Raw genomic sequence first — 24819 nt, 5'->3', positions numbered from 1 at the left:
TTCCTCCGTCTGCACCAGCCTAGCTAGCTCCTACCACGACCTGCCATACCGCCACGAGGTGGACCACCGCCGCCGCGATGGTCGCGGTGTGGAAGTGTTCGTGATAGCCGTAGTAACGCGCATTGCGCCCAGGCCACTTAAAGCCATAGACCAGCGCGCCTACGGAGTAAACCACTCCGCCGGCCAGTAGTAGCCAGACTACTGCCGCGCCGGCATCGCTCCACAGCGTGGGCAGTAGCGGCAGCACCAACCAGCCCAACGCCAGGTAAACCACAACGTCGAGCCACCGCGGGTGCTCAATCCACACCAAGTTCAAAATCACGCCCAAGATGGCACCCGCCCACGCAATGGCCAGCATCCACGCGGCCTGCGCCGGGGACAGCGCAATCAAACACAGCGGGGTGTACGTGGCGGCAATAAACACCGCAATCGTGGCGTGGTCTGCTCGCCGCCACCACCGCACCGCCCGGGGGCTAGCCCACGGATAGCGGTGGTAGAGCGCCGAGACGCCAAAAAGCCCCACCAGTCCTAATCCATAAACGGTAACGCCCAGGCCCTGCCACCAATGGAGCGTCATCCACGCATACGTGATGAGCACGGTCGAGGCGATCACCGATAGCAACGCCGCCAGCGCATGACCCCATCCACGGGTCAGCGGCCGCTCGCCGCGATCCGCCATCCAATAGGTGCGCTGCACCAAGCCTTCTTTCAAGGGATGCTCCCCCGCCTCTTGAGTTCCTTCAGCATGTATCTGAGCCACAGCGATACTTCTTTCTCCCACCAGAGCTAAGTTACGTTACCGTAAGTCTACTGAGAGGAGTGAGGAGCTTCAAGGAAAAGGAGAATCTAATCCTTTTCGCCAGAATCCAACACATCGACTTTCCGTACGGTTTCCATTACCGCATGGGAGAGGCCCGATCTCTATCATCATCTCATGTGAGAGTAGATTTATTCATTGGGATCCTGTTCGGATTACACACTCCCCGCACGCATGAGGAAGCACATAACCTGAAATGTTAAAAGTTCGGAATGACATGAAAATTCCGCCGCTAGGGCCTGCCTGGGCGGGAGCACTCATGGGACTATCGATCTCCTCATCCCTTATTGATACCCACCTGAGTCCGGTGTTGGGGCACCTTCCAGCTGAAATCATGCTCGGCGTGGCAACTCTTGTCTTCTTGGCGCTTACGGCGGGATTCATTAAGTACCGGAATCCTGGGTTTCATTCCGACGATATGCCTGCATGGGGCATGGTCTCCATGGGCATCCTCGCATTGGGTAGCGCCTACTCCCTCATCCTTGATACCTGGTTGATTCACACTGTGTGTTGGGCCGTGGGTACCGTCCTCAGCCTCATGACCTGCATCAAGTATTTAAAGTATCTTTTCTTCAACCACCCCACTGATCCAGCCTTTGCATTGGGTCTGCCGCTGGTGGCACCGATGGTTTCCGCAACCTCTTCGGCGCAGCTGGCAACGCAGGTCGGTGAGTGGAGCTCGCTTGTCCACGGCGTTGGCGTTTTCTGCTTCGTAGTGGCTTTGGTGACGGGAATGCCGATATTTACCTTTATTTACCGGCGTACCTTTCCCAAGGTTCCCATAAACTTCGCTGCCACCGCTTGGATCCCAATGGGCTTGGTCGGCCAGTCCACCGCCGCGGCACAGCTTCTCGCCAGTGACCAGTGGCATTTCCGCGCCATGGTCTACGGCGTAGCGATGCTGAGCTTGGGCGTGCCGCTGTCGGTCTATGCCATCGCCAAGCATTGGGGCGCCGCCCTGGGAAATACCCCAATGTCCTATAACCCCAGCTGGTGGGCCAGCACCTTCCCCGTGGGCACCTGCTGCCTGGGCACCCATACCCTATCCACGCAGCCCGCGGCGCTGGCATGGGGCCTGGGCTGGATGGATACCGTGAGCGCCGCCCTGCTGGTTCTGCTCCTCCTCCATGTCACTTGGGCAGCCTTCGGAGCCATCAAAACTGCTTCGGAGCATTTCAAGGTCAGCCAAATGAGCCACGCATAGATCCAGGGGTTTCGGCAGGTTAAGAACCTTGTGGATCGTGCTCGGCGAAGAATTGGGGCATCGCCTGGAGCAGGTGCTGGTTCCAGACTCCATGAGCGCTAAGGGCGGATGCGTGGTCGGCGTGTGGGCGCACGTATTCGCTCAGGTCGATATTCTTTTCTTGGGCTATGCGGCGAAAATCGTCGTAGCTTTCCGGCGGAACGAGACGATCGTTGTCGCTTCGGACAATCTTGATGGGTGGCATATCCGTGGTGAGATGCGTAGCTGAGGTGACGAAATCTGCACGGTCGGGATATTCCTCGGGCGTTCCACCCAGGTATTTCTGCACGGTATCGCGGGAACCCTGCGCGGCATAAGGATCGTCAGAATCATAGATGTGGCGGACATCGAGGGCCGGTGAGTCCGCATACACGGCGCGGGGAACGGCCGGCGTGCCGGGACAATCGGCGGAAGGTAGGTGGTTGGGGTGCGCGGCGGCATCGGCAGTCGCATTCAGCACCAACTGGCCACCGGCAGATTCGCCGTATGTAAAGAAACGCCCTGGGTCGCCGTCATAATCCGCTGCATGGGCATTGACCCAATTCATCGCGCACCCCACATGCCCCGCTGCCACCTTCCACGTGGGCTGGTCCCAGCTGGATAGCGTGTAATCGATGGATAATACGAGGTAGCCGCGCTGCGCCATCTGACGCATGTTGAACGCCTGAGAGTGCTTGTTCATCTGATCCCAGCCGCCGCCGTGGACATACATCATCACCGGGTGGGTGCCGCCATCATTGGGCGTATAAATATCCATGTCTAGGTCCTCGCCATGGAAGGAATCGTAGGCCACCGTATGATCAGGGCCCTCGTCGGTGCTTTCCACACCAGCCCAACTCAACGCGGCGCGAATATCTACGTCGGTCCCCTGCTCCTTCGCAGCATGAATCTGCGTCCCAAAAAGCGAAATGCCTGCAATGAGCGCAACCGCCGCGAACGCGCCTGGCACGTAAAAGCTGCGGGAGCCGAGCCTTCCAATCGCCGCAAGGACTAGGAGAATAAGGGAAAAGAGAATCACCGGCCCGATATACTGCGGGCCGATGAGCGCGCCGGCACCCCAATACGGAATATGCGGCGTAAATGGTGCCACCGCAAGCCACAGCGCGAGGAAAGCGACAAGCGCAAGCGGGACGGAGAGCAGCCGAGCAATGATCTTCATACCGGCAACGTTAGTCCTCGTTTCCGGAAATGCATGGTGGAGATTCTGCTTTCAGTAAGAGAACCGGAGTCACGCGCAAGTGTTTCCACGCTTTTACGAGGAAGTCACGACCACAGCCTGATTAACTTGAACCAGACGAATAAAGTGGGAATGCAATGAGTAATCTCCGATTCAAAAGATGGGACTACACCTCCGATGTGGCGCCCTCGGCAGTCTTGACACTGAAAAATCCGTGTGGCATTTATGTGCTTGAGTTTTCCGATGGCGAGCAGTACGTAGGCCAATCGGTAAATTTTCCCTCGCGCTTAGCCGACCACCGGCGAACCTACCCTGACATCGTTGCCATCAATTTCTGTCCGGTTCCTGCAAGGGAGCTCAACATGGCAGAATATGGCGAGATTCAACGCCGCCGAAAAGCAGGAATCCTACTGCGCAATAAGACGCTCCTCGCACAGCCTTTGGGCGATTCCCCACTCGATGCGCTCATAGATCAGCAGGTCCAAGCTAAATGGCTCGACGTAGAAGCTACCGATGAAGGAGAGGTCGAAATCGGCGACCGAGCCGTTACCGCTAAAAAGCGAAACCTTTCAAATAAAAAGTTCGAGGAGCTTAGAAAGCAGCCTGGATGGGAAGACATTTTAAGGTCGCTGTCCGCTTACGTGGCATATGTCATCCCCTATCCACATCTGACGGAGAAGAAGATCTGGACCGTCACGGCGATGCCCTCTACGAACAGGTCCGCTATCGATCGCCGCGTGGCCACTTTGAGCATTAACAACGTGGAAATGCTCTTCCTAAGAATTAGTCGCAATTCCAAAGGCGGAACTTGGAGGCCCTGCACGACATTAAATATTGCTGATACCTACGAGCCGCCGGCGTATATGCGCGGCTACACGTTCAGAAGTAGTTATCGTTCAGCAGGCCCTGTTAAGACAATCCTGTATCCCGGAGACTTCGCAATCGATGAGCTTTTGATGGAAGATTCCATCCTCCTTGCTGCTCGTGAATTGGCGCTCGGCCAAATGCGAAAGGGCACGACGATGTTTTCGAAGTACCATAGCGATGCTCTCGCAGACGAGATATTCAGGTACATCCAAGAGGAAATCATCGAAAAAGGTTGGTGATCTCTTCAGCCTAAAGAGGGTAACCACGTTTTACGCCGTGATCCCACTTGGACTTGGTGGGCACATCGCGGGGTAGGGCTAATACTTATACCCCACTCCACACACAAACAACTTGGCACGACCGATTGGCCGCTCACCCAAGGGCGCGCAAATAACTTGTATCATTCACTAGCCTTACCTTGCACCGACAATGTTCTATATCGTTCAGTAATTTGAGACAAGCTGCAAGGAACAAGGATATTAATCTAGCTGTTAAAGCTAATCACTGTCGCCTCGAAGTAGCTTGAAAGTTATTGAATCATCTTTGCGTCCTAGGCCTTCACGGTGCCCCCGAACATAAAGCTGCTCGGCCGTCGACGAGAGCGGTACCTGTTGATGCACTTCCCGCGCTGCTTCACTCACGAGGCCCATGTCTTTAACAAAAATATCTAGAGCGCTACGAACGTCATCGAAGTTTTCATCGATCATTCGCTGTCCTCGGTCGCTAAACATAAAGCTCGCAGCAGCACCGGTCCCAAGTACGTCGTGGACCTGTGTTAGGTCAAGACCCATAGAATCTGCCAGTGCAAGTGCTTCAGCGGCGGCAGCAATATGCACGCCGCATAGCAACTGATTTACAATTTTGAAGCGCTGTCCATCTCCCGGTTTTGGACCGACGACGGGAGATTTGGCTGCCATGGCGTTGAGAAGTGGCTGTACTACGGAGACATCAGAAGATTCGCCGCCAACCATGATGAGCAAGTCTCCAGTCTTAGCTCGAGCGACACCACCAGATACTGGCGCATCAACGACTCGAACATTCACGTCCTCAAGCCTTGCTGCAGCACTTTCAATTGCTTGAGGCCCGACGGTTGCCATAACCAAAACAACAGTATCCTGCTTCAGTTCCGAGGCAACCCCATCGTCCCCGAAAAGCACGGAGTCCAGCTGAGCGCCCGTAGCGACCATAATCGCTACAACATCAGCTCCAGTGACAGCCTCGCGAGCATTGGAAGCTACAGAGAGGTGAGACTCAACTGCTTTCAGCGAATCCGGAGATACATCGTATGCGGTCACACTCATGCCTGCCTCAGCGGTGGCAAGAGCCATTGGTGCCCCCATAGCACCTAGGCCAATCCAGGCAATTTTAGGTGTCGTAGTCATTAAAGTTACTCCTTTGGATCAGAACTTAGAATTAAAATGGCCAAAATATGCGGCAGCATCACCCTGTATGCGATATGGGAATCACTCTTGTTACCAGAGTCTTTAACTGGCTAAAAAGGGCTCCAGTATGCCGCGTTGTCCCAGTGCCAAATCTACCAATCAAACATTTTCCGAAGCGTTGCGTAGTCTTTGAACCACCTCCGCCAAGGCGCCTGTTCCTCCTACATTCCCTGGAAAAACCACGTAAGGAACACCACGAACGTCATCTGGAGCATCAGTAGCGGTGAATAAACTAATCTGCCCCTCATAAAACTGGCCTTCCACCTTCGCCCTGCGAATCCCCAACCCTGATGCTGCGACTTCATGGGAAGTGATACCTCCCTTGGCCACAATCCAAGCTGGATGAGCTTTGCAGACTGCCCTTACGACCGCGACGACTGCGTCAGATACTTGGCGCGCAATTTCGAGTGATTCAGCTTTCGAATCTGTACTAATCAGTTCGCGACTGGTGTACACAACACAATCAGAACTAGCTAATTGATTGATTATGTTCGAAGAAATCTCGTTGATATGGCTCTCACGCGTCGCAGAATCTAAAAGTTTCGGAACCTGAAGCTCAAATTCTAGATGGCCGCCGCGGCTTTGCAGCTCTGCAAGCTGCTGACTTGTTAGGCCCACATGGGAACCTACTACGACCAGTCCGTGTGATGATCTTGATGAATCGATTTGTAGTGCATCTTCCGTGAGGACTCGAGCACGGTGCTGCCCTGCAAGAGAACGAACAAAGGAAGGACCACAGCGAGACACGAAAACTCGACCTTGGGATTCAAGCTCCCCCACAGCTTTCGCTACCACGTCCATGTCAGAATATTCCGTAGCGTTTACAATCACCCATCGGCGATTTTTAGCCTGCTGGAGCAGGGATTTCACTCGCTGCACGCCACCTTCGCGGATATCAGTAAGCCCAATCGAGAGACAATCCTTGGCTTGAATTTCTCTCCCTGAACGCTCCTCTAGGAATTCTGCAAGGTTGGAATGGGAATATCCGAATGTCGCATCCTTCGCAAAATCCGTATCTTCTACCCGCTTTTCAACACCATCAACCTTTGCGAAATGCACGTCATCTTTTGTGAAGCGTCCTGCCTCAATCATCGCTGGACAGAAAAGGAATGCATCCACTTCTAAGCCATGTTCCAAAAGCACGTCGGCGATTGCATTAGGTTCCTCAATTACATGCCCCCGCAACGTCGAGTCGGAACGAGACACCACGTGCAATCCATCCCGGTGGCTTAATTCGTTCAGTACACCAGCCACAATTTCATGGTTCATCTTCACTGCAGCGTCCTCATCGAGAGCACGAGTATTAGTTAAAACGAAACATGTAGATCCGGGCTCTTTGAGTACATCCGCAGCAATCGATGGATCCGTATCGAATGCGACGTCAACTCCTGACACACATTGGGAACCGGTAGGGTCATCGTCAAGGACCAAAATTCGGCGCATATTAGCCTCCAAGCTTTCAATTTCTGAAAATATTTTCATTATTTATGCAAATGCCCCCAAAACTCCCCACAAGACGCCTGCCACGGCAAAACCTGTAACCGACATAATCGTCGTTGTCACTGTATAAGACTTCAATGCAGACGCAGTGTCCACTTGGAAGTAACGGCTCCAAACCCAAAAAAGCGAGTCGTTGACATGACTGAATGCCATAGATCCGATACCAACGGTTACCGTCAGTAGAGCAATTTGCAGACTGTTGAGGTCTAACGATGCTGTCATAGGTGCCACGAGTGGTGCGGTGGTGAGGGCTGCCACAGTCGCAGATCCTTGAGCGGCACGGAGAAATGCAGCGAGCATCCACGCCAGCACCAGAACTGGCAAGCCTGTGGAAACCAGTAGATCTGCGACGGCATCAGCCACCCCGGTCTCAGTAAGAACTTTGGCAAACATTCCACCAGCACCAGTAATAAGAATCACGGCCGCAGTGGCTGGAAGAGCAGATGCTACGACGTCCTCGATCTTTTCTTTACCCCATCCACGAGCAATCCCTAGCGTTGCGATAGCGAAAATTACACCGATGAACAGGGCGATAGGGGAATCTCCAATGAATCCAAGAAAATCTCGAATGGAGTTTCCTTCAGGTAGCACCAATTTAGAAACTGTGCCTCCCATAATCAGCGCAAGAGGAAGGATAATCGCAGCCAAGACAAGTCCGACAGACGGAGCTTGCTCACGTTCCGTGTCATTTTCCTCGCTCACAGCTGTACCAGCCGCTTGAGTACCAAGTACAGGAACTGGTGAAAACACTTTTCCTGCCACATATCCGGACAAAACCTGTCCCACAAACCACATCACGATTACGGGAATAAATCCGATAAGAAGCACTAATCCCACATCTGCTTGCATCAATTCCGAAGCACCAACAATGCCGGGATGAGGGGGCAGAACCACATGGACAGCAAGCAGAGCAGAAACGACCGGAAGTGCAAAAGCAAGCATGTTGACTTTGCCAATCATTCGCCGAGCGACAGCGATGGCAATTGGAACCAACACAATCGTCGCCACATCCACGAACACAGGAATACCAAAGATGAAGGAGGCAACACCCAATGCCCAAGGCGCACGCTTCTCACCAAAGTTTTTCTCGAGGGCTCGAGCGAGTACATCTGCACCGCCAGACACCTCAACAATTCGACCCAACATAGCACCAAGCGTCACTATGAGTGCAACTCCGCCAAGGGTGCCGCCCATACCATCTTTTAATAGAGGAACGACTTCCGAAATTGGCACGCGCGCTGTTAACGCAAGCGCGATGGACACAAAAAGCAAAGCCAGAAATGGATGCACCTTGGCTTTAATAATGAGGACAAGGATGAGGGCTACAGCGACAACACCAAGTGTCACAAGAAAAGTTGGAGACATTAAAGATCCTCATGGCTTCCGAGGGGGCATTATAAAACGGATAAAACACCCGATATGTTTCTTCAATCAGATGTTTGTTACCCTAAGGGGTGCCCGCTGTGAAGTCAATAACATGTTGGATCTGATAGCTCTTACATCACTTCTTACGGAAAAGTAACTAAAAGGAAACCCATCCAAAAGAAACCTTTGCTTTAATGCTGACCGTTGCTTTCAGGCACTGAAACCCGGTGTGTCTCCAACGCCCTTACCAGCAAACTTCGACTTCCCAGCTAGTACGACCCCGATAATTAAATACGCTTTAAGCCTCGACTGGAGCATGCCCAGCATTTATCCTTTTCTCAAACCTGCCACTTTTCAGTCCTCGAAGGAGCCACTATGAACATCGTCATTACCGGGGGAGCCGGGTTCCTCGGCACCCTGCTAATTCAACATCTCCTCTCCGAAGCTGACGCTGGAAAAATAAAACTGGATTCGGTAATTTCTTTCGATCTTATCCCCACTAGCGTCACGGACCCGCGGGTGCGATCAATAACAGGAGAAATCACGGATAAAGACGCCGTCAGCCAAGCAGTTACCGAAAATACTGACACTATCGTCCACTTGGCCTCTGTTCTTTCGGGAGGATCGGAGTTAGACTTCGATTCTGCTACGCACGTCAATATTGACGGAACTCGTACACTCCTTGAAGCGGCACGGTCCGTTCGTGAATTGGAAAAAACTCCTGTACCTCGCTTCATCTTCACGAGTTCGCTCGCTGTTTTCGGCGGAGAGCTTCCTCAAACAATGCCGGAATACTGGGCCACACAGCCCGCCTCAACTTACGGTGCGACCAAGGCCATTTGCGAGATCCTGGTCAACGAATACAGCCGTAAAGGGTTTATTGATGCACGCATCTGTCGCCTACCGACAATCTCCGTACGGCCTGGAAAGCCAAACTCCGCGGCAAGCTCATTTGCCAGCGGCATTATCCGAGAACCACTCAACGGGATTCCATCCGAAGTTCCCGTTCCACATGACACGCTAATGTGGCTCTCTTCACCGCAAGTTGCGATCCGTAATATTGCACGGGCAATAGTCATTGAAAGCTCACGCCTCGGTTCCTGGCGGATCATGAACCTTCCTGGAATCAGCGTCACTGTAGGCGAAATGCTCGCATCCTTAGAACGAGTAGGGGGTTCTGAAGCAAGAGCCTTAACTTCTGATGTGCCCAATGAACGTGTAGCTTCCATTGTTACTAGCTGGCCCGGAAACTTCGACGTAAAGCGAATGGAAAAATTAGGATTCGAGCGCGACCAAGATTTCGATTCGGTTATTCGGCAATACTCTGACGACTTCCTGTCTTAACTCTCCATACTAAGGACCTTGGGCCCGATCCCCGTTTGGTGGACGCCTGACATCCAGCCCGGTTGGCTTGAAAAGAAAGGTAATCTACCACCATTTCCAACTACTCCGAATAGTTCAAACGCGGTGCCGTGGCGTAATCAGCGCCGCAGACCGTGTCAGCCTGGGCTGAAAGTATCTGCTTAATGAAGTCTGTAAGCATCTGGCGCATCAAGTCTGGGGAGGCTTGGGTCAGCAATTCTTCCAGATACGCAGTGGGATCGATATGATGGGGATTAGCAGCCATCGCAGTTACATTCCTTTCGAAGATAAGTAGAAGTTGATTCGAAAGGTACCCGTGATGGTCGCCTTATTATGCACCGGCACGAGGCTTACCACGGGTTACAGATACACCACACTAGCGGACGCAACCCTCCACTTGTATCATCTAATGATCTTCATTTGTATCATTCAGGACGATACAAATGAAGATAAGAAAACTTCGACGCAACCTTTTGAGACGAATCTTTATACCGCAATATCGGAAGCATTCTTTCTACACCTCCACTTTTACTGGACAGGTAGCGGCACAAGTTCTTTATAGGAAGCATACGAAGATACGCCGAGGAACCTAGCGGCCTGCTTCTCAGGCAACACACCAGATCTTGCAGCGCTCAACACTGTTTCGAAGAACCTCTCCCCCACGCAGGAAGTGACAGAATTTTCACTGGTTGGGCAGGAGTTCTCCCGCAAAGAATGCCCCGGGCACAAGAAAGCCGCAGCAAATTGATTACACCATTGCTCAGTTTCTAGGCGCTCCGAGTGATCAGAAATTCCGGGTTTGCCAAGCACAACGTGCGCCAATTCGAGCGCAAGACTGAAAAGCTGGGCTGTCTTGGTATCGCGGGTATTGATGAAAACCAGGCAGTAGCCATCCTCCTCAAGAGTAAATCCACGAAATTCCTCTACATTAAGTGCCCTACGGGTCGAGTTTTCGGCAATGGAGTTTCGGGCGACAAGTATCCCGGCATCTTCCATCAATGAAACCAATTCACGAACTTTGTCACGCCCGGGAAGAGGTGTTTCTTGAGTGAGGCGGAGTACGTCCCGAACGCTACTAGCGGCAACCGCAGCAGACTCAGAAATCTTCGCGGTATGGAAAAGCTCCGGCGGATCAATTCCTATGTCCCGTGCGTATTCGACGTACCAATCGAGGCGAGTCTGGGAAGCGAACATGACTTCCTGCAGCTCTGGGCTGACTGTATCGAGCTGCTCATTGCGCACGGTTCTAAAGTCCGCGACCTCAACCTCATCGCCTGTAGGGACATCGAGAAGCAGCCTGCCGAAAGGGATGTGAGCTTTCTTCGCTAGGCCTTTCGCTTGTTTTAGAGTGGGACGCTCTTCACCAGCTTCCCATTCTTGGATTTTGGGGAATTGCTTGAGTAGCGCGGATTGTGAGAGCCCTGTGCGGGATACCGCCCAAGCCAGCACAGCAGGTTGAATCGTCACTCGTACAGGTGCCATGACGATCCTCCTTCACTATCCGTAGGTCTTAAATAGTAGCGTAACCCAAGCAAAGGCCCGGCCGAGGCCGGCGGCATCGGCAAGCGAATGCAGCACCGCCTGGCCGCCGTGGACATACATCATCACTGGGTGGGTGCCACCATCATTGGCCGGATAGGGCCGGGCAACGATCTTGAAGTCTTCAGTTCTGGAAAGGCGTTGTGACTAAAGCCGCCTACTAACTCGCTTTCTTGAAAGAAAGACGGCGGTCCCGCAGGGGCAGGGCGTCCTTCCGGCTTAGCTCCGCGATACACAGTGCGATGACAAAACCTGCCAAGGCGATGAAAGAGGACCACGGCAACCACAAATCAGAATCTGACTTGGCCAGCGGCGGGAATAGGAAGAGTCCCAAGACTGGGACGGCATAAATAATGCGATTCTGCCCGCGGGCCAGAACGCCTAGCAGTGGCAATACGGCGCACAAGACGTAATGATCCCACAAGATACTGCTGGTAGCTGTAAGCACCGTAAAGATGCCGACGGCAGTAATGCGCCACGGATCCTGTGACCGCACAGCGGTAACAATAACCAGTGCAATCAATGCCAGGGTGACAAGTAGCGGAATAATGCTGGCAGCCAGTGAAGGATCATCGACAATGGTGACAAGGAGGTTGTCATCTTCAACGCGGTTGGTGCTGAGCTGGGAGGCGATCGATCCGTTGACGGGGGCGACCATTACTGATCCCATGATGTCCTGAAGGGTATCCCACCAAGAGGTAAATACGTTCCAGCCAGAAACGACGATTGAGTACAGTACAGCGATGGCGCCTGTCCCGAGTGCTACCACTCCCGTTTTCCGCGCCCGCGGAAATGCCACGCAGATGAGCACAAGGACAATGGGGGTTAGCTTCACCGCAGATACAAGTCCCAGTGCAATTCCCGCGCGCACTGGGTGCACGCGGGACGCAGCAAGGCCGTATGCAACCCCCGCAAAGATCAACGGGCTCGTCTGGCCAAGGATCAACGATGACTGAAAAGCCGTCGATACCCAGCCCAAGAGTATGCCGAAAAGCAGGATCATGGTCGGTATTTCTTCTTCAAACCACAAGAACCAGGCGGAGGCTATCAGCACCACCAACGCCCACCCGGAAACAATCGCGAGCACTATCACGGAGACATCAAAACTCATGACTTGCACGACCAAGCTCATGACATCGGCAAGAAATGGAGCGTGAACATAAGGGTGCGGAAACCCAGTGACATCGGAGTGGGCGATGGTATCTAGCCAGACGTCACCACGGGGCATCGCGAAATCATGTTCATTGATGCTATAGAGGTGATCCCGGTTTCCATCGCGTACGAGCAATCCCGCCACCCATAACGCATCCCAGTCATCGTAATTCATTTTTCCGACGGAAATTATGGCGACCACTAGGCCAAATACCAGCCCAATACCATGGTGGCACCACCGCACCACTGTTGATGCGGGTGCGGAGGCTTGGTGGCGGGAATGCGCACTCATGGGACTCCTACTGTAAAATCACGATTCGAATCAGAGAGAAATGGCGTTATCTAATGGGCGGCGGCCGGGAAAATCGGAGATTGCCTAAACGCTACTCAAGCCCGGCCGAAGCCGGGCTTGTGCTGGGCAATGCCAGGGGCTGGTTTACTCCACGACGGAGTTGGCGCCCACGGCGTGGCCGAAGAGGTCAGGCAAGGTGGCAGACCATGCCTCAACCAGCTGGGAGATGGCGACAGACTCACCGCCGAGGGTCAAGGCACCGGTGTTGGTGGTCTCACCCACGATGGTGGCGGGGATTCCGAACTCGGCGGCGCGAGCCAGCACCTCATCGGTGCGGTCGGCGGTGGTGGCCACGAGCACGCGGGAAGCGGACTCGGAGAAGGCCGCGGTAAAGGCGTCCTCGTGCACGGCGGTGAGATCGAGGTCGAGGCCGAGGCCGGCGGCATCGGCAAGCGCACCGGCGCGCTTGGCCATCTCAAAGGCGGCGACGGCAAGGCCTCCCTCAGAGACATCGTGCGCGGCGGTGAGCAGATCGTTGCCGTGGAAGAAGTCCGCGAGGCGCTTCTCATTAGCCATATCCACCTGCGGCGGCAGGCCGTTGAGGTTGTCCTTATCGGCGCCCTCGGCGCTCACCAGCTGCCAGATGGAACCGCCGAACTCATCCTTGGTCTCGCCCAAGGCGATGAGGACCTCCTTCTCATTGACGGTGCCCAGGTTATTGCCAATGGCCTTGTGCACATCGTCGATCACGCCGAGCACGCCCACGACCGGGGTGGGCAGAATCGGCTCGGAGCCGGTCTGGTTGTAGAAAGAGACGTTGCCGCCGGAGACGGGGATGGAGAGTTCCACGGCGGCATCGGCAAGCCCATGCACGGATTCGCGGAACTGCCACATCACGTCCGGGTTTTCCGGCGAACCGTAGTTCAAGCAGTTGGTAATCGCAACGGGCTTCGCGCCGGTAACCGCGACGTTGCGGTAGGCCTCCGCCAAGGCCAGGCGCGCGCCCATGTTCGGATCCAGCTTGGTGTAGCGGCCGGAAGCATCGGCGGAAACGGCGACGCCGCGGCCGGTCTCCTCATCAATGCGCAGCACACCCGCGTCCGCGTGGTGGGACTGGACGGTATTGCCACGCACGTAGCGGTCATACTGATTCATGATGAAATCGCGCGAGCACAACGAAGGCGAGGAAATGAGCTTTTGCAGGGATTCCACCAGGCCGCGCTTGTCCGTGCCCTGGTATTTCTGCAGCTCATCCTGCCACTCGGGGCGGGCGTAGGGGCGCTCGTAGACGGGTGCTTCATCCGCGATGGTGCCAGCCGGCGCATCGACGACGACCTCACCCTGGTGGCGGATGACCAAGTGGTCACCTTCAGTAACCTCACCGATTTCGGCGCAGGTGACCTCCCAGTGCTCGCAGATTTCGCGGAACTTCTCCACGTTTTCCGGTGCCACGACGGCGCACATGCGCTCCTGGGACTCGGAGGCAAGGATTTCCGCGGCGGTCATGTTTTCCGCGCGCAGCGGTACCGCATCGAGGTTGACCTCCATGCCGCCATCGCCGGACGCGGCCAGCTCAGAGGTGGCGCACGCCAGGCCGGCGCCGCCCAAGTCCTGGATGCCCACCACGACGCCGGCGTGGTAGAGGTCCAGGCAGCATTCGATGAGCACCTTTTCCGCGAAGGGGTCGCCCACCTGCACGGCAGGAAGCTTGCGCTCGGCGCCGTCTTCAAAGGTATCGGAGGCCAGCACGGATACGCCGCCGATGCCGTCCAGGCCGGTGCGGGAACCGAAGAGCATGACCTTATTGCCGGTGCCGGAGGCGAAGGCGAGCTTCAAGTCATCGACCTTGAGCGTGCCCACGCACAGGGCGTTGACCAGCGGGTTTCCCGCATAGGTTTCATCAAAGACGGTTTCGCCGCCAATATTGGGTAGGCCCAAGGAGTTGCCGTAGCCGCCCACGCCGGATACGACGCCGGGCAGCACGCGCTTGGTATCGGGGGCATCGGCAGGCCCAAAGCGCAGCTGATCCATCACGGCGATGGGGCGCGCACCCATGGCCATGATGTCGCGGACGATGCCGCCCACGCCGGTGGCCGCGCCCTGGTAGGGCTCCACGTAGGAGGGGTGGTTGTGCGATTCCACGCGGAAAGTCACCGCATTGCCATCGCCGATGTCCACCACGCCGGCGTTTTCACCAATGCCAGCGAGGATCTTCTCCCCCATCTCCTCCGTCATGGTCTCACCAAAGTAGCGCAGGTGCGTCTTGGAAGACTTATAAGAGCAGTGCTCGGACCACATCACGGAGTACATGGTCAGCTCCGCGTCGGTGGGGCGCCGGCCCAAAATATCGTGGATGCGCTGATACTCGTCATCCTTTAGGCCAAGCTCAACGTACGGCTGCTGCTCATCCGGGGTGGACTGTGCCTTGTCTACGGTGTCATTAGAAACGGTCATGTAGGTGGCCTCCTTAAACCGCCGGCGCTTCCGCGACGGCCTTGATGGCGGATACGAAAAGTCCCAATCCGTCGGTGGATGGGCCGGTCAGCGGGTCAATGGCGTGCTCCGGGTGCGGCATGAGGCCAACAATCCGGCCGGACTCATCGCTTACACCGGCAATGCCATTGATGGAGCCGTTGTAATTATCGGTATAGCGGAAGACCACGCGGCCTTCGCCCTCGATGCGGGCGATATCGTCATCGCCTGCCTGGAAGCGGCCCTCACCGTGCTTAGCGGGCACCAAAATCTTTTGGCCCCTTTCAAACTCACTGGTCCAGGCCGTGGTGGAGTGCTCCACCTCCAGGTAGGTATCGGTGCAATGAAAATGCAGGCCCTTATTCCGAGTCAATGCGCCCGGTAAGAGGCCTGCTTCAGTCAAGATTTGGAAACCATTGCAAATGCCGAGCACCGGCATTCCTGCCTTGGCGCGGTCGATGACGCTGCGCATGACGGGGGCGAGCGCCGAAATAGCGCCCGAGCGCAGGTAGTCACCATAAGAAAAACCGCCCGGCACGACTACCGCGTCCACGCCGCGCAGATCAGCATCCGCGTGCCAGAGGTTAATGACCTCGGCGCCGGCGGTGCGGGCCGCGCGGGCGGCATCCACATCATCCAGGGTGCCGGGGAAGGTAATTACTCCGATTTTTGCGGTCACTTACTTGACCTCCAGCTGCGTAACCTCGTAGTCCTCGATGACGGTATTAGCCAGCAGCGTTTCTGCCACCTTATCCAGTTCCTCTGCGGTAACGGAGTCATCTACCTCGAGTTCGAAGCGCTTTCCTTGGCGCACATCGCTGACACCGGATACTCCGATGCGACCCAATGCGCGGACGACAGCTTGGCCCTGCGGATCCAAAATTTCCGCCTTGGGCATGACATTGACAACTACACGAGCCATGAAATTTTTGCCTTACTGTATGGGGCTTAGGTCTGCCCGATTCAGTGTAGTCATACCCCCGCCCAATCCCTAGATATACCCCCACTGCAGGGTTTTCACCCCAGCAAAGCAAACACCGCGTAAATTACGACCAACAGGAAAACGAATTTTGCGCGGCACCCAGGTTTCACCGCCTGCTCGCGCACAACCCACCCCTTGCGGCCACGGGTACACCAATTGTTCAGCGAGTAAATATAAAAGGCGTCCATGACAACTTTCTCTATGATTAAGGTGACTTCTATGGCACTTCGCCGCCTTGGCAGGGTAGCCCTCGCTGCCGGTTTCTCCACCCTCTCCCTATCCGTCGCGGTGCCTTCCGCCATGGCCGCCCCGGATAATTCCACCGCGGTCATCTCTGAGGTCTACGGCGGTGGCGGAAACAAGGGCGCGAGCTTTTCCAATGATTTCATCGAGCTTTATAACCCCACCGATGCCGCGATCGATCTCACTGGCTGGTCCGTGGAGTACTTCGCCTCCAATGGCAATAGCGGCGGCAAGATTACACTTTCCGGCACCATCGCTCCCCACGGCTATTACCTGGTGCAGGGCGCCGCCGGCAATGGCCAGGCCCAGGCTCTTCCCACCCCGGATGCGGAAGGCAAGGTCAATATGTCCGGCACGAAGGGCTCGGTGCAGCTTGCCGATGCCACCGGTAATACCATTGACCTCCTAGGTTACGGCGCCGCTTCCAAGTTTGAAGGCGCTGCCACCGGTGCGCTATCCAATGACACCTCCGCCTCCCGCAACGCGGCGGGCGCCGATACCGATGACAACTCCGCGGACTTCACCGTCGGCACGCCTTCTCCCACCAATTCCGGCAACGAGTCCCCGGCCCCACAGCCGGGTGGCTCGGGTGGCTCCGAGAATCTTCCCGCCCCCGAAGGCATAACCCCGATTGCGGAAATCCAGGGCACCGGCAATACCTCCCCTCTCGAGGGCCAAAATATTGCTACCCAGGGCGTTGTCACCGGCGTGTGGAGCGAAGGTGGCTTAAACGGCTTTACCATCCAGACCGGCGGCACCGGCCAAGAAGCCACCGATGCCTCGCAGGCGCTATTTGTCCACATGGGCAAAAAGGGCGCCGATAAATACCCCAGCATCGGCGATTCCGTTGAGGTCACCGGCCAGGTCTCCGAGTATTACGGCGCCACCCAGGTAAGCGCTTCTTCCCTCAAGCAGCTCGATACCGCGCTGGAGGAGGTCACCCCGCTCGCCGTGGACGAGCTGCCCCAAGGCGATTCCGCCCGCGAGCCCTTTGAGCACATGCTCATCCAGCCCGGCAAGCACACCGTGACCAATAACTACTCGCTCAACCAATACGGCGAGGTCGGCCTCGCCCCGGGCGATGAGGCCTTCCGCCAGCCTTCCGATGTCCACTCCCCTTCCACCGACCCCAATTCCGAGCTGCAAAAACTGGCCAAAGATAACGCAGAAAAGCTCGTCACCCTGGATGATGGCCGCACCCGCGATTATCTAAGGACCGATAAGGACACCCCGCTGCCCTATATCGCCCAAGATGGCGGCAAGACCATCAAGTCCCTGCGCACCACCGATACCGTGGAATTCCAACATCCGGTCATCGTGGGCTATTCCCACGAGCAGTGGCGCTTCCAGCCCACCGAGCCGGTCACCGGTGAAACCGCCGGCGCCGATCTCCCCATCTCCTGGGAAGAATCCCGCGATGCGGAGCTACACGCCGTTGATGATGTCAAGGGCGAATACACCATCGGCGCCTTCAACGTGCTGAATTACTTCACCTCTTTGGGCGAGGAATTCGGCGGCAGCGCCTATACCGACCGCGCGGGCAATAAGGTCACCGTCAACCGCGGCAAGACCCGCGGCGCCTATACCGAATCCGCCTTAGAGGACCAAGAGCGCAAGATCGTCGCGGCCATCAATGGCCTGGATGCAGATGTCATTGGTCTTTCCGAAATCGAAGATGGCTACGCGGTAACCGGAGACTTTGACCAGCGCGATAAGGCGCTGAAACGCCTGACCGAAAAACTCAACGAAGCCGCGGGCTCCGAGAAGTGGGCCTTCGTGCCCTCCCCGTCCAAGGATCAGGTCCCTGCGCACCCCGATGTCATCCGCACCGCGTTCATTTATCACAAGGACGTGGTCAAGCCCGTGGGCGAATCCCGCATCTTCCAGGATCCCCGCTTTTCCGGCACCGCCCGCGAGCCGCTGGCCCAGGAATTCCAGCCGATCAATAGCGATGACGAGTCCTTCGTCGCCGTGGCCAACCACTTCAAGTCCAAGGGCTCGGTGGCCAAGGGCGATGAGGATTCCGGCGACGGCCAGGGCAATAACCCCAACGTCCGCAACGCCCAGGCCCAGGCCGTGCTCGATGCCCTGCACAAGCAGGACGATTGGAAGGATAAGCCGCTTTTCGCCCTGGGTGATTTCAATACCTACACCCACGAAACCGCGCTCGATGTCTTCCGCAACGACGGCTTTACCATGCCTGCGGAAAAATACGGCGCCGATACCTCCTACCAGTTCGACGGCCTGCTCGGCACCTTAGACCACGTCCTAGCCAATGCGGTTGCTTCGGGCGCGCTTGCCGATGCCCAAGTGTGGAACATCAATGCCGACGAACCCGTCGCCTTTGAATACTCCCGCCGCAACTACAACGCCGTGGATTTCTACGACGATTCCCCCTTCCGCGCCTCCGACCACGATCCCGTCAAGGTCGGTTTCACGCTCGGCGAGGATGAATCCACCGACGCCCCAAGTGGCGACGACCAAGGCGACGATGACAACACCGATGGCCCAGGCTTCGGATTCGGCTCTAGCTCACTTGGCACCGGCGCCATTATCGGCTTCGCCATCCTAGCTGGCCTGCTCGCCATCCCCGGCTTCATGGCGGCCACCGGCAACCTGCAAAAGATCATCCCCGCTGGAATCTGGGGCATGCTCCCGCAGCAGGCTAAGGACTTCATTAACGGCCTAAGCCAGTAGGAGCGCCTACTCGTACAGGCCCATCTCGTCAGAAAGCACCGCGAGCTCGTCTGCAGCAGCACGCTGCTTAAGGTCTCTCTGGCGTTTAAAGTCCTGCACGCTGGAGGCATACAGATGGCGGTAGGCACCTTCTGTATGCCCCTTCAAGGTTCCCTCATCCATGAGCTCGATGACACGCGGCCGAGAGACATTCAAGAAGTCTGCCGCCTGTTGCGTTGTTAGTTCATCTGTTCGTTTCATGTGATCTACTATAAGGCGTCAACCGAACTAACGCGGCAGGTAAATACTGTAATCAGCGGGAGTAGCGCCCGCGTCGAGGGCACGGCGAGCTGCCTTGACAAAGTCCTTAATGACCTTGCGGTCATCCAGGTTGCGGGCAGAGATGGAAAGGCGCACGGGATTGCCGCGCTGGGCGGAGCGCTCTGCCGCGCGGATAATGTTTTTGCGCCACCATTTGGCGGAACCAAAGCCCTCACCAAAAGAAAGGTTGCGGGCTTGGTGGAATTTCCCGGTCGGTACTTCCAGGATGCCCCGCGTGGAAGCTGCCACTTCAAAGGGGAATTTGGGCAGGACCTGCAAAGTTCCGGGAGACATGCGCCAGCGCGGGGGCGCGAAGATGGTGGGTTCGAAACCAATCTGCGCCATCTGCCGGGTCGCACCGGCTAGGCGCAGCTTCGCCTCGTGGGAATTGAGATTGGCAAACTCCGCGCGGCGGCCTTGGACTGCTTGGTCAAAGCCATTGAGGATAAGCGGACGGCCAGCGGCCGCCTGATCCTTGAGCCACTGTTGGGTGTCCTTGTCCTTGGCCAGGTGCCAATTGCCATCGATATGCGGGGCGATAAGCAGGGAGACGGGAATTTCCTCCCGGTCCAGAACCGACAGGAAGCTTGTAGCCTGCTTCCGAGTGTCCTCAAAAATACTGGAGATAGAAACCAGAAGGTGGCTAGTCATAGCTCAAATTATCGCACAGTACCGCCAGATCCGCGCGCTGGCCAGAACGCCTGCCGGGGTGCCGGCCAGCGCGCGATTTCGTTGCGGCATTACTCCGTCAGGCCGGTGGCCTTATTGATGGTCCAGGCGTATTCGAAGGCGTTTTGGCGCCACTTATCGTAGCGGCCGGATACACCACCGTGCCCGGCGGCCATCTCCGTCTTAAGCAGGAACTCGCCGCCGGTGGCGGTAGCGCGCAGCTGCGCAACCCACTTCGCAGGTTCCACGTACAACACGCGGGTATCGTTCAGCGAGGTGATAGCTAAGATATCCGGATAGTCCTTGGCCTCGACATTCTCGTAGGGCGAGTAGGACTTCATGTAGTCGTAGTACTCAGGATCGTGGTACGGATCGCCCCACTCTTCCCACTCGGGAACCGTGAGGGGAAGCTCCGGCATGAGCATCGAGGTCAGCGGATCCACGAAGGGGACGACGGCCTGAATGGCGGTAAAGCGGTCGGGGGCCATATTCGCCACGGCGCCCATGAGCATGCCGCCGGCGGATCCGCCTTCGGCCACCATTTGGTCAGGGGTGGTCACGCGGCGCTCGATGAGGTCATCGGCCACAGCGATGAAATCGGTGAAGGTGTTTTTCTTCTGCAGCATCTTGCCATCGTCATACCACTGACGGCCCATCTCACCGCCACCGCGCACATGGGCAACCGCATAAATCATGCCGCGATCCATGAGCGATAGCCGGGACGCGGAGAAGTACGGGTCCATGCTGGCCTCGTAGGAGCCGTAGCCATACAGCAGCGTCGGGTTGGGCTTGGTGCGGTCCAAATCGGAACGGTGCACCACGGAGACCGGGATCTTGGTGCCATCATTAGCGGTAGACCAGATGCGATAGGCCACATAATCATCCGGGTCATAGCCGCCGGGGACTTCTTGTTCCTTCAGCAGCGTGTACTCGCCGGTATCCACGCGGTAATCGAAAAGCTGCGCGGGCTGGATATAGGACACGTAATTCACGCGGACTACCGGCGCGTCCCATTCCGGGTTACCGGCCACGGCGACGGTAAAAAGCTCCTCGTTGAAGTTGAGTTCTTCGAATTCCCCGAAGTCATCGCCCACGCGCATAATGGCGGCCCTGCCGGTGCCGCCGCGGCGATAGCCCACCACCATGTGGTCGCGGTAGGTATCCACGCCCTCGATGCGGGTGGTGTCATCGTGTGCCAGCAGCTCCGGCAGATCGCGCAGGGCGGGAAGTTCCTCACCGACCTTGGCATAGCCCACCGCGAAGTTCGGGCCGGTGGCGTTGTGGGTGACAATCCAATAGTCCTCGCCGCCCACTACGGCATGGTCTACGTCATAATCCACGCCGGTCTCGCGTTTCCACAGCGGGCGGAATTCGCCTTCGGGGTTCTCCGTATCCAATACCCAGGCTTCCGAGGTAATCTTCGATCCCACGCCAATGAAGAGGTATTTATCGGAGCGAGCACTGCCGATGCCCACATTAAAGTGCTCATCCGCCTCATGGAAGACGCGCACATCCGCGGACTGCTCGGTGCCTACCTTATGGCGCCACACCGCATCCGGGCGCCAGGCATCATCCACGGTGGTGTAGAAGATGTAGCCATCGCCTGCCCAGGTAGCGCCGTAGAAAATACCGGTGAGGTGATCTTCTAGAAGATCTCCCGTGTCAAGGTCCTTAATGGATAGCTCAAAGCGCTCATCGCCGGCAAAATCCACGGAATAGGCCAGGTAGCGGCCGGAATCTGAGATGGAGGCTGCACCAAGGGCGAAGAAGTCCTTGCCCTCTGCCAAGGCGTTGGCGTCCAGGATAATTTCTTCGCCCTCTGGGCTGCCTTCTTCCGGAATCACCGGTGCGGTCCACGGATCGCTACCCTCTTCTACCGGGATGCGGCAGGAATAGCCGTAGTTCTTGCCCTCTTCGGAGCGTCCGTAGTACCAGTACTTACCGCGGCGGGCGGGCACGGACATATCGGTTTGTTTAATGCGGGATTTAATCTCTTGGAAGATATTTTCCGTCATCGCATCCAAGTGCCCGGTATGCGCCGCCGTGTAATCGTTTTCGGCGTTGAGGTAATCCAGGGTTTCCTGCGATTGCTTATCGCGCAGCCACTCGTAATTATCCACGAATTCGCGGCCGTGAAATTCGCGCTTGATGGGGTGGACTGGAGCTACCGGTGCGGTCGTCTTTTCATCACTCATGCCCTACCACTGTACGCGTCAGCTGCCTTGCCCCAGCGGCGGGCAACCAGCTACCGCGGTTGCCCGAGCCGGTCTGGTTCGCCCCGGCTAGGAACTCGGCGCGAGGAAGTCCGCGAAGCGCTCACCCGATAGCCTTTCGTAGGCCTCGATGTAGCGCAGGCGGGTGGCGGAAACGACGTCATCGGGAAGCGCGGGCGGGGTGGTCTCAGAGGACTTATCCCAGCCGGAGGCAGCAGAAGTCAGCCAATCGCGCACGTACTGCTTATCAAAGGAGGGCTGTACCTCGCCTTCCACGTAGGAATCGGCGGGCCAGTAGCGGGAGGAATCGGGGGTGAGGACTTCATCGGCAAGCACGAGCGTGCCGTCTTCATCAAGGCCGAACTCGAACTTGGTATCGGCCAAGATGATGCCCTTCTCTTCTGCAAGCTGGGCGGCCTTGGCGTAAATGCGCAAGGTGGCCGCGCGCAGCTCTTCGGCGCGCTCGCGGCCGAGCTTGTCCGCCACGTGCGCGAAGGACACGTTCTCATCGTGATCGCCCTGCTCAGCCTTGGTGGCTGGGGTGAAAATGGGCTCGGGCAGGCGGGAGGCCTCGACAAGGCCTGCGGGCAGCTCGATGCCGCACACGGTGCCGTCTGCCTGGTATTCCTTCAAGCCGGAGCCGGTAAGGAAACCGCGCGCCACGCACTCGAAGGGCAGCATATCCAGCTTCTTGACTACCATGGCGCGACCCAAGCACTCTTCCGGAATGCGCTCATCATCGAGCGGTCCGGCGAGGTGGTTGGGAAAATCGATGGCATCGAAGAAAAACTTCGAGGTGGCCGTGAGAACCCGGCCCTTATCCGGGATGGCAGGTTCCAAGGCAAAGTCGTAGGCGGAGATGCGGTCAGAGACCACCATCAGCAGGGTGTTGTCGTCCACATCGTAAATATCGCGGACCTTGCCAGAGGCTACATGGGTATAAGAAGAAAGCTCAGAACGCATGGTCCTCATCATAACGCGCGGGCGTGCGCGGGCACATAAGCCCGCGCACGGCGCTAGAGGATTTCGCCCGGCGTATAGGCAGCGGCCTTGGGGTGCTCGCCCACGAGGGCCTTGATGCGGTGCAGGACCTGGGAAACCTGGGATTCGGCGGCGCCGATGAAGGCGTGCTTATCCTCGAGGACCCTTTCTAACTCGGCCTCGTCCATGGGCAGGCGGTCGTCTGCCGCGAGGCGCTGGACTAGGTCCTGGTTGCCACCGTTTTCGCGCATGTTCAGGGCCACGGCCACGGCGTTCTCCTTGATGACCTCGTGGGCGGTCTCGCGGCCCACCCCGGCGCGCACCGCCGCCATGAGAATGCGGGTGGTGGCGAGGAAGGGCAGGTAGCGCTCCAGCTCGCGGTCGATCATGGCCGGGAAGGCGCCGAATTCATCGAGCACGGTGAGGAAGGTTTCGAATTGTCCATCGATGGCAAAGAAGGCATCGGGAAGCGCCACGCGTCGCACCACAGAGCAGGAGACATCGCCCTCGTTCCACTGGCTGCCGGCGAGGTCTGCGGCCATGGTGAGGTAGCCGCGCAGGATGACCTGCAGGCCGGTCACGCGCTCGCAGGAGCGGGCGTTCATCTTGTGCGGCATGGCGGACGAGCCCACCTGGCCTTCCTTGAAGCCCTCGGTGACGGTCTCGTTGCCGGCCATCAGGCGGATGGTGGTGGCAAGCGATGCCGGGGCGGTGCCCAGGGAGACGAGGCAGGAGATGGCATCGAAATCCAGCGAGCGCGGGTACACCTGGCCCACGGAGTTGAAGATGCGGCGGAAGCCAAGGTAATCCGCAATATTGGTCTCTAGGGAGGCGAGCTTATCCTCGGAACCGCCCATGAGATCCAACATGTCCTGCGAGGTACCCATGGGCCCCTTGATGCCGCGCAGCGGGTAGTGCGACAGCAGGTCTTCCACGCGCTCGATGGCCAGCAGCATTTCATCGCCGGCGGTGGCAAAGCGCTTGCCCAGCGTGGTGGCCTGCGCGGCCACGTTGTGCGAGCGCCCAGCCATAACTAGGGATTGGTACTCGGCGGCGTGACGGCCAATGCGCGAGACCACGGCGATGGCCTTATCGCGGATGATTTCCAGCGAGGTGTGGATCTGCAGCTGCTCCACGTTCTCGGTGAGATCGCGGCTGGTCATACCCTTGTGGATGTGCTCGTAGCCGGCCAGCGCATTGAATTCTTCGATGCGGGCCTTCACATCGTGGCGGGTGACGCGCTCGCGCTCAGCAATGGATTCGAGGTTTACGTCCTCGATAACGGCCTCGTACGCGCTAATGGCCTTGGCGGGGATGTCCACGCCCAGGTTCTTCTGGGCGTGCATCACGGCGATCCATAGCTTGCGCTCGAGGATGATTTTATGCTCCGCGCTCCAGATATTGGCAAGCTCCGCAGAAGCATAACGGGAGGACAGGACGTTGGGGATATTCTTCTTCTCAGCCACGTGGCTCATTATTCCATGCCTGCCCTCCCCCGTGGCTACT

The 24819-nt window shown here is 57.1% G+C and carries 19 protein-coding genes and 1 pseudogene; 4 read left to right on the top strand and 16 right to left on the bottom strand.

The features are described 5' to 3' along the window. Positions 1 to 19: 19 nt before the first annotated feature. Complete coding sequence (gene trhA / locus ACP8KU_RS01875; protein ID WP_284632067.1) at positions 20 to 679, bottom strand: PAQR family membrane homeostasis protein TrhA; 660 nt, start codon at positions 677 to 679, stop codon at positions 20 to 22. Positions 680 to 1013: 334 nt separating this feature from the next. Between trhA and ACP8KU_RS01870 the strand changes: the two genes are divergently transcribed. Beyond that, a complete protein-coding gene (locus tag ACP8KU_RS01870; RefSeq protein ID WP_484483895.1) occupies positions 1014 to 2021 on the top strand; it encodes a TDT family transporter in 1008 nt (335 codons plus the stop codon). A 19-nt stretch (positions 2022 to 2040) separates the two neighbouring features. Here the strand turns inward: ACP8KU_RS01870 and ACP8KU_RS01865 are convergent, their stop codons facing one another. Further along, positions 2041 to 3219: an alpha/beta hydrolase family protein gene (locus ACP8KU_RS01865; protein ID WP_023017923.1), complete on the bottom strand. Its 1179-nt coding sequence runs from the start codon at positions 3217 to 3219 to the stop codon at positions 2041 to 2043. A gap of 155 nt (positions 3220 to 3374) precedes the next feature. On the opposite strand from ACP8KU_RS01865, the gene ACP8KU_RS01860 reads away from it, so the two are divergent. Further along, entirely contained in the window at positions 3375 to 4343 is a 969-nt protein-coding gene (locus tag ACP8KU_RS01860) for a GIY-YIG nuclease family protein (protein WP_023017924.1), read from the top strand. 258 nt (positions 4344 to 4601) lie between these two features. Here the strand turns inward: ACP8KU_RS01860 and ACP8KU_RS01855 are convergent, their stop codons facing one another. The 3 genes from ACP8KU_RS01855 to ACP8KU_RS01845 form a co-directional block, all read right to left on the bottom strand. Next, a complete protein-coding gene (locus tag ACP8KU_RS01855; protein WP_023017925.1) occupies positions 4602 to 5486 on the bottom strand; it encodes an NAD(P)-dependent oxidoreductase in 885 nt (294 codons plus the stop codon). Between the two features lie 159 nt (positions 5487 to 5645). After that, positions 5646 to 7028, bottom strand: a complete 1383-nt coding sequence (locus ACP8KU_RS01850) for a four-carbon acid sugar kinase family protein (RefSeq protein WP_042403801.1) — start codon at positions 7026 to 7028, stop codon at positions 5646 to 5648. Between the two features lie 3 nt (positions 7029 to 7031). Beyond that, positions 7032 to 8411, bottom strand: coding sequence for a GntP family permease (locus ACP8KU_RS01845; protein WP_023017927.1), 1380 nt, complete (start codon positions 8409 to 8411; stop codon positions 7032 to 7034). Between the two features lie 375 nt (positions 8412 to 8786). Between ACP8KU_RS01845 and denD the strand changes: the two genes are divergently transcribed. Continuing rightward, positions 8787 to 9755 carry a D-erythronate dehydrogenase gene (gene denD, locus ACP8KU_RS01840; RefSeq protein WP_023017928.1) on the top strand — a complete coding sequence of 323 codons (969 nt, stop codon included), beginning with the start codon at positions 8787 to 8789 and terminating at the stop codon, positions 9753 to 9755. Between the two features lie 124 nt (positions 9756 to 9879). On the opposite strand, the pseudogene ACP8KU_RS01835 reads toward denD, so the two are convergent. The 6 genes and pseudogenes from ACP8KU_RS01835 to purS all read right to left on the bottom strand — a co-directional run. Further along, a pseudogene (locus ACP8KU_RS01835) lies at positions 9880 to 10038 on the bottom strand (IS256 family transposase); the annotation flags it as partial. A gap of 263 nt (positions 10039 to 10301) precedes the next feature. Next, on the bottom strand, positions 10302 to 11255 hold the full coding sequence (locus ACP8KU_RS01830) for an ImmA/IrrE family metallo-endopeptidase (protein ID WP_023017931.1): 954 nt from the start codon (positions 11253 to 11255) through the stop codon (positions 10302 to 10304). Between the two features lie 217 nt (positions 11256 to 11472). After that, positions 11473 to 12756 carry a glycosyltransferase family 87 protein gene (locus tag ACP8KU_RS01825; protein WP_023017933.1) on the bottom strand — a complete coding sequence of 428 codons (1284 nt, stop codon included), beginning with the start codon at positions 12754 to 12756 and terminating at the stop codon, positions 11473 to 11475. Between the two features lie 144 nt (positions 12757 to 12900). After that, positions 12901 to 15210 carry a phosphoribosylformylglycinamidine synthase subunit PurL gene (gene purL / locus ACP8KU_RS01820; protein ID WP_023017934.1) on the bottom strand — a complete coding sequence of 770 codons (2310 nt, stop codon included), beginning with the start codon at positions 15208 to 15210 and terminating at the stop codon, positions 12901 to 12903. 13 nt (positions 15211 to 15223) lie between these two features. After that, a complete protein-coding gene (purQ, locus tag ACP8KU_RS01815; protein ID WP_023017935.1) occupies positions 15224 to 15907 on the bottom strand; it encodes a phosphoribosylformylglycinamidine synthase subunit PurQ in 684 nt (227 codons plus the stop codon). Beyond that, positions 15908 to 16150 carry a phosphoribosylformylglycinamidine synthase subunit PurS gene (purS, locus tag ACP8KU_RS01810; RefSeq protein ID WP_005279580.1) on the bottom strand — a complete coding sequence of 81 codons (243 nt, stop codon included), beginning with the start codon at positions 16148 to 16150 and terminating at the stop codon, positions 15908 to 15910. A 279-nt stretch (positions 16151 to 16429) separates the two neighbouring features. Between purS and ACP8KU_RS01805 the strand changes: the two genes are divergently transcribed. Then, positions 16430 to 19150 (top strand): ExeM/NucH family extracellular endonuclease, encoded by a 2721-nt coding sequence (locus ACP8KU_RS01805; protein ID WP_023017937.1) that lies wholly within the window; start codon positions 16430 to 16432, stop codon positions 19148 to 19150. 6 nt (positions 19151 to 19156) lie between these two features. On the opposite strand, the gene ACP8KU_RS01800 is transcribed toward ACP8KU_RS01805, so the two are convergent. The 5 genes from ACP8KU_RS01800 to purB form a co-directional block, all read right to left on the bottom strand. After that, positions 19157 to 19390: a helix-turn-helix domain-containing protein gene (locus ACP8KU_RS01800; RefSeq protein WP_023017938.1), complete on the bottom strand. Its 234-nt coding sequence runs from the start codon at positions 19388 to 19390 to the stop codon at positions 19157 to 19159. A gap of 27 nt (positions 19391 to 19417) precedes the next feature. Next, on the bottom strand, positions 19418 to 20101 hold the full coding sequence (locus ACP8KU_RS01795) for a DUF2334 domain-containing protein (RefSeq protein WP_484483894.1): 684 nt from the start codon (positions 20099 to 20101) through the stop codon (positions 19418 to 19420). 89 nt (positions 20102 to 20190) lie between these two features. Further along, complete coding sequence (locus ACP8KU_RS01790; RefSeq protein WP_484483893.1) at positions 20191 to 22314, bottom strand: S9 family peptidase; 2124 nt, start codon at positions 22312 to 22314, stop codon at positions 20191 to 20193. An 87-nt stretch (positions 22315 to 22401) separates the two neighbouring features. Then, entirely contained in the window at positions 22402 to 23295 is an 894-nt protein-coding gene (locus ACP8KU_RS01785) for a phosphoribosylaminoimidazolesuccinocarboxamide synthase (RefSeq protein WP_284610577.1), read from the bottom strand. 53 nt (positions 23296 to 23348) lie between these two features. Further along, the gene (purB, locus tag ACP8KU_RS01780; RefSeq protein WP_005279575.1) at positions 23349 to 24788 is read right to left on the bottom strand and encodes an adenylosuccinate lyase; all 1440 of its coding nucleotides are present in this window, start codon (positions 24786 to 24788) and stop codon (positions 23349 to 23351) included. Between the last annotated feature and the right edge of the window lie 31 nt (positions 24789 to 24819).

This window comes from Corynebacterium sp. LaCa_282, from assembly GCF_057198125.1.
The sequence above is the reverse complement of the archived record's forward strand: the minus strand, read 5'-3'. Positions and strand labels throughout refer to the sequence as shown.